12 protein-coding genes are annotated in these 13859 nt (G+C 64.2%); 6 read left to right on the top strand and 6 right to left on the bottom strand.

The features are described from left to right. Window positions 1–279 precede the first annotated feature (279 nt). From ACOIX3_RS15745 to ACOIX3_RS15730, 4 genes are read left to right on the top strand one after another with little or no spacing between them, the layout of a single operon-like run. Entirely contained in the window at window positions 280–1431 is a 1152-nt protein-coding gene (locus ACOIX3_RS15745) for an ABC transporter substrate-binding protein (RefSeq protein WP_420970730.1), read from the top strand. Window positions 1432–1473: 42 nt separating this feature from the next. Next, entirely contained in the window at window positions 1474–2517 is a 1044-nt protein-coding gene (locus ACOIX3_RS15740; RefSeq protein ID WP_420970729.1) for a branched-chain amino acid ABC transporter permease, read from the top strand. After that, entirely contained in the window at window positions 2514–4283 is a 1770-nt protein-coding gene (locus ACOIX3_RS15735) for an ABC transporter permease subunit (protein WP_420970728.1), read from the top strand. The genes ACOIX3_RS15740 and ACOIX3_RS15735 overlap by 4 nt, the downstream gene beginning before the upstream one ends. Next, entirely contained in the window at window positions 4280–4993 is a 714-nt protein-coding gene (locus ACOIX3_RS15730) for an ABC transporter ATP-binding protein (RefSeq protein WP_420970726.1), read from the top strand. Before ACOIX3_RS15735 ends, ACOIX3_RS15730 begins: the two co-directional genes overlap by 4 nt. An 82-nt stretch (window positions 4994–5075) precedes the next feature. Here ACOIX3_RS15730 and ACOIX3_RS15725 read toward each other — a convergent pair whose 3' ends face one another. After that, window positions 5076–6266 (bottom strand): alpha/beta fold hydrolase, encoded by a 1191-nt coding sequence (locus ACOIX3_RS15725; protein WP_420970725.1) that lies wholly within the window; start codon window positions 6264–6266, stop codon window positions 5076–5078. A gap of 248 nt (window positions 6267–6514) precedes the next feature. On the opposite strand from ACOIX3_RS15725, the gene ACOIX3_RS15720 reads away from it, so the two are divergent. Continuing rightward, entirely contained in the window at window positions 6515–7096 is a 582-nt protein-coding gene (locus ACOIX3_RS15720; protein WP_420970724.1) for a TetR/AcrR family transcriptional regulator, read from the top strand. Window positions 7097–7126: 30 nt separating this feature from the next. Here the strand turns inward: ACOIX3_RS15720 and ACOIX3_RS15715 are convergent, their stop codons facing one another. The 5 genes from ACOIX3_RS15715 to ACOIX3_RS15695 form a co-directional block, all read right to left on the bottom strand. Next, on the bottom strand, window positions 7127–7867 hold the full coding sequence (locus tag ACOIX3_RS15715; protein ID WP_420970723.1) for a hypothetical protein: 741 nt from the start codon (window positions 7865–7867) through the stop codon (window positions 7127–7129). After that, window positions 7864–8295, bottom strand: coding sequence for an acyl-CoA thioesterase (locus tag ACOIX3_RS15710; RefSeq protein WP_420970722.1), 432 nt, complete (start codon window positions 8293–8295; stop codon window positions 7864–7866). Before ACOIX3_RS15710 ends, ACOIX3_RS15715 begins: the two co-directional genes overlap by 4 nt. Next, on the bottom strand, window positions 8295–9203 hold the full coding sequence (locus ACOIX3_RS15705; RefSeq protein ID WP_420970721.1) for a fumarylacetoacetate hydrolase family protein: 909 nt from the start codon (window positions 9201–9203) through the stop codon (window positions 8295–8297). The genes ACOIX3_RS15710 and ACOIX3_RS15705 overlap by 1 nt, the downstream gene beginning before the upstream one ends. Before the next feature lie 44 nt (window positions 9204–9247). Continuing rightward, entirely contained in the window at window positions 9248–10354 is a 1107-nt protein-coding gene (locus tag ACOIX3_RS15700; protein WP_420970720.1) for a cupin domain-containing protein, read from the bottom strand. Between the two features lie 203 nt (window positions 10355–10557). Further along, complete coding sequence (locus tag ACOIX3_RS15695; protein WP_420970719.1) at window positions 10558–11577, bottom strand: carbon-nitrogen hydrolase family protein; 1020 nt, start codon at window positions 11575–11577, stop codon at window positions 10558–10560. A gap of 117 nt (window positions 11578–11694) precedes the next feature. On the opposite strand from ACOIX3_RS15695, the gene ACOIX3_RS15690 reads away from it, so the two are divergent. Next, window positions 11695–13854: a thiamine pyrophosphate-dependent enzyme gene (locus tag ACOIX3_RS15690; RefSeq protein WP_420970718.1), complete on the top strand. Its 2160-nt coding sequence runs from the start codon at window positions 11695–11697 to the stop codon at window positions 13852–13854. The last annotated feature ends 5 nt before the right edge of the window (window positions 13855–13859 follow it).

The raw sequence follows: 13859 nt of genomic DNA, 5'->3' as shown, positions 1-13859 counted from the left end.
TCGGGCCTGGAGGGCCGGCAGCAACATCGCCCGTCGCGCATCGCGGCTGCGGCATTCGCTTTCATTCTTTTCGACAGATGCACGCCGGTTGCCGCACACCCGCCCGCTATTCGAGCGGCACACCTCGCCATGGCCGCTGACGTCCCGGCCAAGCGAACTTCCCTCTCGCCGCGCCCGGCGTCTGGCGCTGCAGCAATGCCTTCAATCGGTTCGTGCACAGTTCGGGCTCCTGCCCGGCTGCCAGACAATCGTATCCAGCATCAACGGAGGACAACGCAAATGCGGCAGAAGACCCTGGGCTTACTCGCACTTGTCGCCGGCGTCTTCGCAGCACCGGCTGCGCAAGCCGACATCACGATCGGCTTTGTCACCTCGCTGAGCGGCAACGGCGCGTCGATCGGCATCCCCTATGGGCGCGGCATCAATGCCGCCTATGAATACAAGAAGACGATCAACGGCGAGACCATCCGCCTGATCCAGCTCGACGACGGTTCTGATCCGTCGGCCGCGACGCGCAACGCGCGCAAGCTCGTGGAAGAAGAGAAGGTCGATTTGCTGATCGGTACCGCGACGACCCCTTCGACCATCGCCATGGCGGCCGTCGCCAGCGAATTGAAGGTGCCGATGATCTCGATCTCACCGGTCGGCAAGCTTCCGGACTCGCCGGAGCAATGGGTCGTCGCGGTGCCGCAGCCGGCTTCGCTGCTGGTCAAGATCGTCGCCGACCGGATGAAGCGCGACGGCATGAAGAACATCGGCTATATCGGCTTCTCCGATGCGTGGGGCGACCTCGTCTACAACGGGGCCAAGGCCGCCGAGCCCACTGACGACATCAAGGTCCAGACCAACGAGCGCTATGCTCGCACCGATACCTCGGTGACCGCGCAGATTCTCAAGGTCATGGCTGCTCGTCCCGACGCAGTGCTGATCGGTGGCTCCGGTACGCAAGGCGCGCTGCCGCTCATCACGCTCTCCGAGCGCGGCTTCAAGGGCAACACCTACGGCACTGTGGCGCTGGTCAATCCGGACTTCGTCACCGTGGGTGGCAAGGCCGCCGAGGGCATTCAGGTCTCCGCCGGCCCCGTGATCGTGGCCGAGCAGCTTCCGGACGACCACTTTGCCAAGAAAATCGCACTCGATTTCCGCGCGATCTACCAGAAGACCCACAACATTCCGACCACCGACGGATTCTCCGCCTACTCGTTCGACGCCTGGCTGATCTTTGCCAACGCCGCCGAGCGGGCGCTGAAGACCGCGAAGCCCGGGACGACGGAATTCCGCACGGCGCTGCGAGACGCCATCCTCAGCACCAAGGAACTGCCCGGCGTGCATGCCGTCTACAACTTCAAGCCCGGTGCGGTCACCGGCGTCGACGAGCGCTCGCTGGTGGTGGTCCGCCTGACCGGCGGCGCCTGGAAGTACGCGCCATAGACGAAAGATGGCCGGCGGTCAGAACGGGGGAACGGCGTCTCAATGACGAGCGACATCGCGGCCATCCTTGCGATCGACGGGATCGCCACCGGCGCGGTCTACGCGCTGGTGGCGATCGGAACCGTGCTCATCTTCACGGTGACGCGGGTCATCTTCATTCCCTTCGGCGACATCGCCGCCTTCACCGCGCTGACGCTTGCGGCCCTCGATGCCAAGCGTTTTCCAGGGACCGGCGCGCTGGTCGTGGTGCTGGCGTGCCTTGCGACCCTGATCGAGATCATTTCGCTCATTCGCACGGGCGAGCTTCGCCTGCTGCCACGCGCGCTTCTGTTCTATCTCGCCGTTCCGTTGGCGGTGGTCGGCATCGCCTGGCTCACCACGCGCTTGGATCCGCCGCTCGCGGTCCGGCTCGTGCTCGCACTGATGCTGATCACGCCGATCGCCCCTCTGCTTGACCGGATCGTGTTCCGCCCGATCGCCGACGGCACGGTGCTGCTGCTGCTGACGGTCTCGGTAGCGCTGCATTTCGCGCTGGTCGGCCTCGGCCTGCTGTTCTTCGGCCCCGAGGGCGTCCGGACCGAACCACTGACGTCGTTATCGACGGAGTTCGCCGGGGTCCTGATCTCGGGCCAGACCATGCTGATCGTGCTCGCCGCACTGGTCTTCAGCGGTCTCCTCTATCTCTTCTTCGACTTCACGCTGGTCGGCAAATCGCTCCGCGCCACCGCGGTGAACCGGACCGGCTCCCGACTGATGGGGATCCGGCCGGCGCGGGCCGGCACTATCGCCTATCTGCTGGGCTCGCTGATGGCCGGCGTATCCGGCATCCTGATCGCGCCGGTGAATACCGTGTTCTACGATTCCGGCTTCCTGATCGGGCTCAAGGCGTTCGTCGGCGCCATCGTCGGCGGCATGACCAGCTATCCTGGTGCTGCGATCGGCGCGGTCGGGGTCGGCATCCTCGAAAGCTTCGCATCCTTCCAGAGCAGTGCCTTGAAGGACGTGATCGTGTTCTCGCTGCTGATCCCGGTTCTGATCTGGCGATCCCTCGCCTCGCTGCATTCCGAGGAGGAGATCGAGGAATGACGCGCCTTCATGTGCAGCTCGCAGCCGTAGCAGCACTGGCGTGCCTCGCGCTCGCGCCGCTCGTGCTGAGCCCGTTCAGCGTCACGCTGATGAACTATATCGGGATCTATTCGCTGGTCGCCATCGGCCTTGCGCTCCTCACCGGCGTCGGCGGCATCGTGTCGTTCGGACAGGCTGCGTTCGTCGGCATCGCGGCCTATGCGACGGCGTGGGTCTCCGCCCTGAACGGGCAATCGCCCTGGCTCGGCCTGCTGTTCGGAGTGGCGCTGACCTGCGGCGTCGCGGCCATCCTCGGCGTCGCCACCTTGCGCTTGCAGGGTCATTTCCTCTCGCTCTCGACCGTCGCATGGGGCCTTGCGATCGGCTTCCTGTTCGGCAATGTCGAGGGGCTCGGCCGCTTCAACGGCATCTCGTCGATCCCGCCGATCAGCCTCGGCTCGTTCGCGCTCGTCTCCAGCGCACAGATCTATTATCTGATCTGGGGCATCGTCGCCCTGGTGCTCCTGCTCGGCTACAATCTCTTGGACTCGCGGCTCGGCCGCGCCATGCGGGCGCTGCGCGGCGGCAATACGCTGGTCGAGAGCCTCGGCATCAACGCCTTCCGGATCAAGCTCGTGACCTTCGTGATCGCGGCGTTCCTGGCCTCGCTGTCCGGATGGCTTTACGCGCATATGAGCCGCTTCATCAGCCCGGGTCCGTTCGATGCCAGCATGGGCATCGAATATCTGATGATGACGATGGTCGGCGGCGCCGGCAGCCTGCTCGGCGGTGTGGTCGGCGCCGCCATCGTGACGCTGCTCAAGAACAGCGTGCAGGATTATCTGCCGCTGATCGCCAAGGGCGCATCCGGTCAGCTCGAGATCGTCGCCTTCTCCGCGCTGTTCATCCTGTTCCTGCAATGGGCGCGGCAAGGCATCGTCCCCTCCATTGCGCGCTATCTGCCGAAGACCAGGCGCGAGCGGCCGCACCCGGCACCGCCGCTGCCGCGCCGTCCGCAGCCGGCACCGGGCGAGCTTCTTCTCAAGGTCGACGGCGCCGAGCGCCGGTTCGGCGGCCTCGTCGCGGTCAACAATGTCAGCTTCGAGGTGCGGTCCGGCGAGATACTTGCCGTCATCGGCCCGAACGGCGCCGGCAAGAGCACGATGTTCAACTGCCTGACCGGCGCGCTGCGGGTCAACAAGGGCGAAATCGTCTTTGCCGGGCGCCTGATCACGCGCGATCCGCAATCCCGCATCGCCAAGGCCGGCGTCGCCCGGACCTTCCAGCATGTCAAGCTGCGGCCGCGCATGAGCCTGCTGGAGAACGTCATGCTCGGCACCTACAGCCGAACCCGCACCGGCCTGTTCGCCGGCGCCTTTCGCCTCAACCAGCGCGAGGAAGCCAGCGCCCGGCACGAGGCGCTGATGCAGCTCGAGCGCGTCGGGCTTGGCGACAAGCCGTTCGAGCTTGCCGGCAATCTTCCGCTCGGCAACCAGCGCATCCTGGAGATCGCACGCGCGCTCGCCGCGGATCCTGCCCTCCTGGTGCTGGACGAGCCGGCGGCAGGCCTGCGCCGCCAGGAAAAGCTGAGATTGGCGGAGCTGCTCCGATCGCTGCGCGCGGATCACCTCACTATCCTCATCGTCGAGCACGACATGGAGTTCGTGATGTCGCTGGTCGACCGCATCGTGGTGCTCGATTTCGGCTCCAAGCTTTGCGAGGGCGTCCCGAGCGCGATCCGCAGCGACGAGCGGGTGCAAGAGGCCTATCTCGGGGGCGTTGCGTGAGCGAGATGTTTTCCATGACCGACGTCACCGTCTGCTACGACAACGTCGAGGCCGTGCGTAACGTCTCGCTGTCGGTCGACGAGGGCCAGATCGTCACCGTGATCGGTCCGAACGGCGCCGGCAAGACCACGCTGCTGATGGCCGCCATCGGGCTGCTCGGATCGCGTGGCCGCATGGCGTTCCGCGGCAGCGATCTCGGTAAGATGTCCGTCGAGGATCGCGTCGAGCGCAGGCTCTGCCTCGTTCCGGAGAAGCGCGAGCTGTTCTCCGATATGTCGGTTGCCGACAACCTCCTGCTCGGCTCCTACAGCCTGCGCGACCGCTCCGGTGTCCGACAGACGCTGGATGAGGTCTATGATCGCTTTCCCCGGCTCAGGGAACGACAACGCCAGGCCGCAGGCACGCTGTCCGGCGGCGAACGCCAGATGCTCGCGCTCGGGCGCGCGCTGATGGCCAAGCCCGCGCTCCTGATGCTGGACGAGCCCAGTCTCGGCCTCGCGCCGCTGATCGTGCGCGAGATCTTTCGCACCATCGCCTCCTTGCGCGACCTCGGCGTGTCCATCCTGCTGGTCGAGCAGAACGCCCGCGCCGCGCTCGAGACCGCCGATTATGGTTACGTGCTGGAGACCGGCGAGATCGTGCAGTCCGGCCCTGCCAAGGATCTGATCCACGATCCCAGGCTGATCACGGCCTATCTCGGCGGACACTGAGACCGGTTTGGGTCGGTCCCGGCGAGCCGTACACCAAAAACATCGAAAACAACCCCATGCACAGTAGCCGGCCACAGCAACATCAATGGCTTGTCGGCTCGGCGCTACGCGCACCCACCTGCTTGATGAAGGCGAGCAGGAGCATGCTGAGCCGAGCCGGCTGCTCCTGCTGGATCCAGTGACCGGCGCCGTCGATCAGTTCGATGCCGCCCATCCGCGTCGCCGCCTTCGTCCTCATAACATCGACCGCGCCCGGCGCCGCATAGGTGCCCCAATCGCTCGTCCCGCCGATGAAGAGCGACGGGACATCGATCGTCTTGCCCGAAAACAGGCGCAACTCAGCGTTCAGGTCGGGATCGGAATAGACGCGATAAGCCTGCAGGGCGCCTTGAAACCCGGTGCGGCCATACTCCTCGGTGTACACGCCAAGTTCCGGCTCGGTGAGCCATTTGCAGGCCTGGACCTCGGCGGCGGAAGGGTGGAATGGAGCGACGGTCTGGGGCATCGTCTTGCCGAGATCCATGACGTAATAGGTCGGCATTTGTGCAAGTTCGACGGCGGTTCGCGCCTTCAACGGATGCGGCTTGTTTCCCGGCCAGTCAGCGCTCTTGACGTGGAAGAATGCACGAAGAAACGCATGTAAACCCTGAGGGGGGTGCCACATGTCATCGTTCGCCCCCCGTGTGCTCAAATATTGTTGGTAATGCTCTCTCGGCGGATCGAGCGCCGCCAGCGCGGCCGCCAACTTTTGATTTTCAGTGTTCGGCTGGACCGACGATGCCTCGCTGTCCGCAGTGTTGAACGGAAACGCCGGCGGACCGGGGAACGGTGCGCTCATCAGCACCACCGAGGGAAAGACGTCAGGTCGCGCCAGCGTACAATAGGCCGCCACGGGCGAGCCGAAGTCGTGCCCGACGAGCATGGCCGTGCGCCGATACCCCAACGCCGAAACCAATCCGAGGGCGTCACGCGTCATGTTCAAGAGGCTGAACGGTTGTAGCGGGGCGTCATAGCCGTTCACCCAACCGGTGGTGCGGCCAAAGCCTCGCTGGTCGGGCGCCACCACATGGTACCCGGCGTCAGCAAGCAGCGGGAGCAGGTGTCGCCAGCCGTATGCCAAATCCGGAAAGCCGTGCAGAAGCAGCGCGAGCGGACGGCCGGGGCTTTCGTAACCGGCCTCGAGAATATGGACATCGAGCCCGTTGACCCCATGGATCATGCGCGAGCGGACCCCCTTGGGAAGCGTTCCATCGCCATATGCTGATGTGATCAAATCAGTTCCTCCTATGGGGTTTGCGCGGGCCGGTCGAAGCGAGGCCGCAACCAGGCCGGCCGCGCCCATCGCCAGGACGGCTCGTCGGGACGCCGATGGCTTGAAACCAAATGGATGACTCATGACGGAACGCACCGTCCGCGTGCAGGCGCTTGGCCGAGGGGCATCATCGGATTTCCTACTATGGTGATCACCATAGTATGGCAATCGCCATAGTAGCGTCAAGCGAAAGGTGTTACGTTCGCGGCATGCCACGTAAGACTGACGCTCGCGCTCGCGCGATTGCCACCGCCGAACGACTGTTCCGCATCCAAGGCTACACGGCGACTGGATTGACCCAGATCATTGCAGAAAGCGGTGCGCCCAAAGGATCGTTCTACTTTCACTTTCCACGCGGCAAGGCACAGCTCGCAGAGGAAGCAATCGATCATTACGTCGCGGCTAGAATTGCGGTATTGCGGAATATCTCGGCGAATACGGCCGGCGATGCCCTGAATTTCGTGCATCGGATTTTCAGCACGTTCGCGGCCGAAATGGTCGCCTCAGATTTCCAGTACGGATGTCTGATGCAGAATCTGGCGAATGAGCTGCCCGCGCTCGACGCCGAGCTGACCAAGCGGGTCGCGCGCGGATTTGTTGACTCGACCGAGATTGTCGCGGAGCATTTCAGAGGGTGCGGTTTCGCTCCCGCGCGCGCATCCTCTACCGCAGCCGCATTGGTAGCCGCCCTCGAAGGCGCGCGAACGATCGCACGCCTGGAACGCACGCCGGCTATATTCGAGGCGCTGGCGGATGTCAGTGTCCAGAGGTGGGCTGCCCCCGAGCTGTGATCGGGGTCCAGTGTTCTCGCTACGGTGCCATCATCGCGGCGTTCCGCCCTCGCCCATCTCACTCGTCTTCCTTGCCGGGACGATCCTCGTCAGCATCGGATAATGCTTGTTGCCGCCCGCGAACGGCGGAAACCGGACGAAGTCTGCGCGCATGCGCTTGATCACGTCGGAGCTCAGCGCGCGCGCAAGGGCTTGCGGGCTGTCGAACATCAGCCTGTTGCGCTGCATGTACGCGACCCGCTGCGACGGCAGCCGGTCGACCCAATCGATGCGCGTGTAGATCTCGATCTGGCGGACGTCGGGGAAGGTCCGCATGATCGACGGATGATGCTCCAGGTAGTGCAAATTCCAGGCATTCATGTCGTCGGCCGGCCCGGGGTAATGCACGAGGTAGCTGCACGGCGTGACCGTGCCTTTCGCATGCGCGGCGTCGTCGACCGGAAAGGCGCGCGTCACCATCGCCTGATGCATCACGTCCAATCCGGCCAGGCTCGGCAGTCCGCGACCTGCCGCAAGATCTGCGAGCACGCCGCCGCGATCCATCGCGGCCTCGCATGCAAAGAGGTTCGGAAAACGCAGTTGCAGCGCAAATACCGGCCCTCGCCCGTCGGCCTTGTAGGGATGATCGACCGATTGCTCCAGCGGCGTAAACAGCAAGCCTTCGGCGATCCCCGGAGTGGACCCCACCATGGCGGCCGCAGCCGCAAGATCGTCCGCGTGAATTCGCCGCTCGCCTTTCGGATCGGAGAACGTCATGAACAGCGAGATCATGATGCAGCCCTCTCCTCGCCGGCTTGCAGATGCGAGATGAGAGCCGCACGAACGTCGTCGGGCCATGGGATCGCGTGATGATCGACCAGCGACGTCGCGGCAAGGATCTGGCGCGCGCGCCAGCGCACGCCATCTGCGGCCGTCACGACGTGCGCCAGATGGAGCGAGGCGCGGCCGACCTTGACGATGCAGAGGCCAAACGTCAGGCGATCGCCGAACTTCGACGGCCGCGAAAAGTCGCAAGCCAGATGCACGGTCGGGGTCCCTATCCTGCGGACCGTGATCAACTCCGGCCAGGGAAACCCGATCGTGGCCCAGAACTCCTCGACCACGCCGTTGAGGATATTCAGGTAGGACGGGAAATAGGCGATCCCCGATGGATCGCAGTCCCCGAACCTCAGCTCACGATCGAACGAGAACGACGTCATCAGATCGCAACGACGGGGTGCCGGATGACGCCGACGCCGTCGACACCGGCCTCGACCACATCGCCGGGCCACAGCCATTCCTGCGGGTTCATGCCGGCGCCGACGCCTTCGGGCGTTCCGGTCGCGATGATATCGCCCGGCTCGAGCGTCATGCCGGACGAGATGTCGGCGATCAGGACCGGAATATCGAAGATCATGTATTTGGTGTTGGAGTCCTGCTTCATGACGCCGTTCTTGGTCAGCCACAGCCTGAGATCATGCGGATCGGGAATCTCATCCGCGGTCACGATGCACGGGCCGAACGGCGCGTAGGTGTCCATGCCCTTGGAAAAGATCCACTGCCCGGCGCGGCGATTGTCGCGTGCGGAAATGTCGATCATCACGGAATAGCCGAACACGTGGTCCATCGCCTTCTCGACCGGGATGCGCGTCGCGGTCTTGCCGATGATGACGGCAAGCTCGACCTCCCAGTCGAGTTGCTTAGTCATGCTGGCATTGTGCTGGATCGCGGCTCCCGGCCCGATCACGGCGGTCGGCGGCTTGGAGAACACGACCGGCTGCTTCGGCAGATCCTTGTCGGTGTCGAGGCTCTTGGAGGACTCCGCGACATGCGCGCGATAGTTCAGCCCGATCCCGAAGATGTTCTTGCGCGGGCGCGGGATCGGCGCTTGCAGCTTCACATCCTCGACCGCAACCGCCGAGCCGGCTGGGAACCGGCCATTGGCGTCCTCCAGTGCATCCTCGAGCGCGGGCAGTAGGGTCACGCTGTTGTCGATGAACGACAGCATATCACCCGGCCATGTCACACCGCTGGACGCACCAAGGTGCTCGACATCGACGACCAGTCCATTGACGAGGGCTCCAAGACGGGCGCCGCTTGAGCCCAAGGTGTAGGTGACAAGACGCATGAAAGCTAGATCCGATTATTCGGGTTGAATTCTGCGGGGAAACGTCAGGCCGCGACCGGCTGGTGGCCGGCATTGTCGCCATAGGCCTCTTCGCGGTAGAGACCGAGCCCTTCGATGACAGGCAGATCATTGAAGCAGAACAGGCAGGCGTCCTCGCTCGCCGAGGCGTTGCCGTGCTCATGCCAGGCCCAGGACGGAACGCAGAAGATGTCGCGCTCCTGCCACTCGAACCGCTTGCCGCCGATCACGGAATAGCCGTGTCCCTTGGCGACCTGGTAGACGAAGCTTCCGGTGTGGCGGTGCGATTTGGTGGTCTCGCCCGCTCGCAGCAGCTGCATGCTGGCGCCGATGGTCTGCATCACATGCCCGCCGGTGATCGGATTGACATAGTTCATCAGGATGCCGTCATAGGGCGATCCATCGGTCGCGGCGGCATACTTCCGCAACGACTCGTAAGTCGGCTCCCACTCATATTTGAACATCGGTGAATAACCGTTCGACCATCGCGAGCCCGCCGGCCGAAGGCCCGGATTGCCCCAGGTCTTGGTCATGTCGTCGACGGGATAGCCCGACTCCTCCTGCTGGATCTTCGGGTGCACGACGAAGAAATTCGCCTCCAGCGCATTGACGAGCGGAATGTCGAGCCCATCCTGCCAGATGCAGACCGAGCCGTTTGCCTCGACGCCATGCTCGTGCCAGGTGCCGTTCGGCGTCAGCACGAAATCCCGCGCGCCGAGCGTCATCTTGTGACCATCGACAATGGTGTAGGCGCCCTCGCCTTCCATGATGAAGCGGAGGGCGGAGGCCGAATGCGCATGGGCCGACGCCACTTCGCCCGGGTGCATCACCTGCAAGCCCGAATAGAGCCAACCGACCGCGGCCGACACGTCACGGCGACCGGGATTGTTGAGATAGATAACCCGCCGTCCCGCCTTCTCCGGCGAAACCAGCTCCACCGAACGCAGCACGTGCTCACGCAGATCGCTGTAGCGCCAAAGCACCGGAACGGATGCCGACTGCGGCTGCCACGGCTCGATCTTGTTGGCGACCGTCCACAGTGCGGCGGCTTCGAACTTCTCGAGGTCCTTGTAATAGGCCTTGAGCTCCGGAGTATCCTCGACATTGGCCCGGCCGATGACGTTTTCACCCATCCTGTCCTCCAAGTCTTATCTCATGACGTCCTGTCGCCACGCCCACAGCCGTCGTCCTGGCGAAGGCCAGGACCCATAGCCACCGCATGTGGTTGTGAAAGGGATCGCGGCCCCGGATCGCTCGACAACGACCATTCGGGGTAATGGGTCCTGGCTTTCGCCAGGACGACGGTGAAGAGGCTTCGTTGGATCGATACGTCCCATCATTCCGTCCTGCCTGGAATTGAGACGAAGTCCGCCTGCTCCGCGGCATCGGCCGCGCCTTCCGAAAGGCCGAGCGGCGCCTGCGGACGGCGATTGACCCGCAGATCGAAGATGTCGAACCGGTTGTAGTGCCCGACGATGTCATGCATCTGCTTCGGCTGTATGCAGCGCTCGAGGTCGATATCGGCATAGACGATGCCTTCATCGTCGATCAGTGGCTCGCCGACGAGACGGCCGTCCGGCCCGATCACGCCGGAGAATGCGCTCGACTTGCGCTGCAGGCGCGCCCGCGCGTCGGGAACGACGGTCTCCATCGCCGCGATGATCTCTTCCGAGACGGTCGAGCAAGAAACGATCGTGAAGATCTTTCCCTCGAAGGAATGGGCAATGGCGCGCAGCTTGATCGCCTCCGCCATGTCGTAGTCCGGCGGCGCGACGGGCAGCGAGATGTAGCTCGCGACGTGAACCAGCTCGCCCTGCCCGAGCAGCGCGAAGCGCGCGAGCGTGTTGGTGTTCTCGCCGCAGGCGAGCCCGCCGAGGCGTCCGATCTCGGTGTCATAGACGCGCAGGCTCGACCCGTCGCCGCCGGTCCAGGTCAGCTTCTCTGCCCAGGTCGGCACCAGCTTGCGGTGCTTGCCGAGCAGCGTTCCGTCCGGACCGATAAAGACCAGCGTGTTGTAGATTGCGCCGAGCGACACCGGGCTGCGCTCGTTGACGCCGAGTACGACGTAGCACCCGGCATCGCGCGCCGCCTTCCGGACGACGTCGACCTCGGGATCCGGCACCAGCACCGACGCCTTGACGAGCTTCTCGAACCAGGCGCTGCCGGTGACGGGATCGGTGATCCAGTTCCAATAGGGATAGCCGGGCACGAACACTTCGGGGAATGCGACCAGCCGCGCGCCGTTCGCCGCCGCCTCACGCACCAGTGAGGCGGCCTTGTCGGCGGTCGCGCTGGCGTTGAGATATACAGGTGAAGCCTGGACGGCGGCGGCTCTAAAGCGCGGCAGCTTCAGCATGGGCCCTACCCTGTCGCCGGCTCATGATCGCCGCCTGGAGCAAAGCCCATGGCGGGGCGCAGCGTTTGACTTACTTTACATGTAAACGTATGCTATCGCATATTTCTGGAGGGTGCAATGGCTGAACGGTCTTTTGCTCGCGAAGTCGAGGATCTCCGGCTCGGCGACGGCGACACCTTCCGCGGCGAAGGCATCCTCGCCATCACCAAGGCACTTCTGCAATCGGGCGTCGCCTATGTCGGCGGCTATCAGGGCTCGCCGATCTCGCATTTGATGGATGTGCTGGCCGACGCCAAGGATGTGCTCGACGATCTCGGCGTCGTGTTCCAGAGCTCAGCCAATGAAGCGGCGGCGGCGGCGATGCTGTCGGCTTCCGTGATGTATCCGCTGCGCGGCGCGGTCGCGTGGAAGTCGACGGTCGGCACCAATGTTGCCTCCGACGCGCTGGCCAACCTCGCCTCCGGCGGCGTCACCGGCGGCACGATGATCATCGTCGGCGAGGATTACGGCGAAGGCTCCTCGATCATGCAGGAGCGCACCCATGCCTTTGCGATGAAATCGCAGATCTGGCTGCTGGATCCGCGGCCTGACCATGAATGCATCGTCAACCTGATCGAGAAGGGTTTTGAGCTCTCGGAGGTCTCCAACACCCCCGTCATGCTGGAGGTGCGCGTCCGCGCCTGTCACATGCACGGCAGCTTTGCCTGCAAGGACAATGTCAGGCCAGCCCACACCATCAAGGACGCCCTGAACAATCCGAAGCGCGACGTCGGCCGCATCGTGCTGCCGCCGGCCGCCTACGAGCATGAGCAGGAGAAGATCAAGACACGGATGCCCGCGGCCATCAACTTCGTCCGCGACAACAAGCTGAATGAATGGATGGGGCCGAAGCAAGGCAAGGTCGGCATCATCATGCAGGGCGGGATGTACAACAACGTCATCCGCGCACTGCAATATCTCGGGCTGTCGGATGCCTATGGCAACACGCAGGTTCCGCTTTACGTCATGAACGTCACCTACCCCGTGATCGACACCGAGGTCGCCGAGTTCTGCCTCGACAAGGACGCCGTCCTGATCGTCGAGGAAGGCCAGCCGGAATATCTGGAGCAGGCGATCAACACGGTGCTGCGCCGCAGGGATATCCAGGCGCGCATCCACGGCAAGGACGTGCTGCCGATGGGCGGCGACTATACCGCGCAGGTGCTGCTCGGCGGCATCAGAGAATTCATCGAGAAGACCGAGCCGCGGCTGCTCGGCAATCGCCCGCCGGCGCCCGACGCGAGCTCCGTGCTTAACCGCCCTGAGATAGAGAAGCTGAAGCACGTCGTGCCGGCGCGTCCGCCCGGGCTTTGCACCGGCTGTCCGGAGCGGCCGATCTTCGCCGCGATGAAGCTCGTCGAGAGCGAGCTCGGCGAGCACCACGTCTCGGCCGACATCGGCTGCCACCTGTTCTCGATCCTGCCGCCGTTCAACATCGGCGCGACGACCATGGGCTTTGGCCTTGGACCCGCCTCGACCTCGGCCTTCAACGTCAAGGCCGACAAGCGCTCGATCGCCGTGATGGGTGACGGCGGGTTCTGGCACAACGGGCTGACCAGCGGCATCGGCAACGCCGTCTTCAACAAGCATGACGGTGTCTTCATCATCGTCGACAATTACTACACCTCGGCGACCGGCGGTCAGGACATCCTGTCGTCGCGCGCGACGAGCAAGCGGCGCAACACCAACAACTCGATCGTGCAGGCGGTGAAGGGCATCGGCGGGCAATGGGTCCGGCAGATCGACCGCACCTACGATGTCGGGCGGATGCGCGACACGCTGAAGGAAGCGCTGACGACCAAGGAGGAAGGCCCGAAGGTCATCGTCGCGTCCTCCGAATGCATGCTGAACAAGCAGCGCCGCGTGAAGCCGCAGATCAGCAAGGCGATCAAGGACGGCGTTCGCACCGTCAAGGAACGCTTCGGCGTCGACGAGGACGTCTGCACCGGCGACCACGCCTGCATCCGTCTCTCGGGCTGCCCGTCGCTCTCGGTCAAGCAGCTCGACGATCCCTTGCGCGACGATCCCGTTGCGGCCATCGACAATTCCTGCGTCGGGTGCGGCAATTGCGGCGAGGTCGCGGACGCAGCCGTGCTGTGCCCCTCGTTCTATCGCGCGGACGTCATTCACAATCCGAGCGGCTGGGACAAGTTCAAGTCGAAGGTCGCCATGGCCGTGATCGGCTGGCTGCAACGGCGGCGTGATCGCCGGCGTCCGGCGCTCGAGGCTTTGGCATGAGAGCC

This window comes from Bradyrhizobium sp. B120 (genome assembly GCF_049075665.1).
In the GTDB taxonomy this organism is placed as follows: Bacteria; Pseudomonadota; Alphaproteobacteria; order Rhizobiales; family Xanthobacteraceae; genus Bradyrhizobium.
This window is presented reverse-complemented; position numbering and strand designations above follow the sequence as displayed.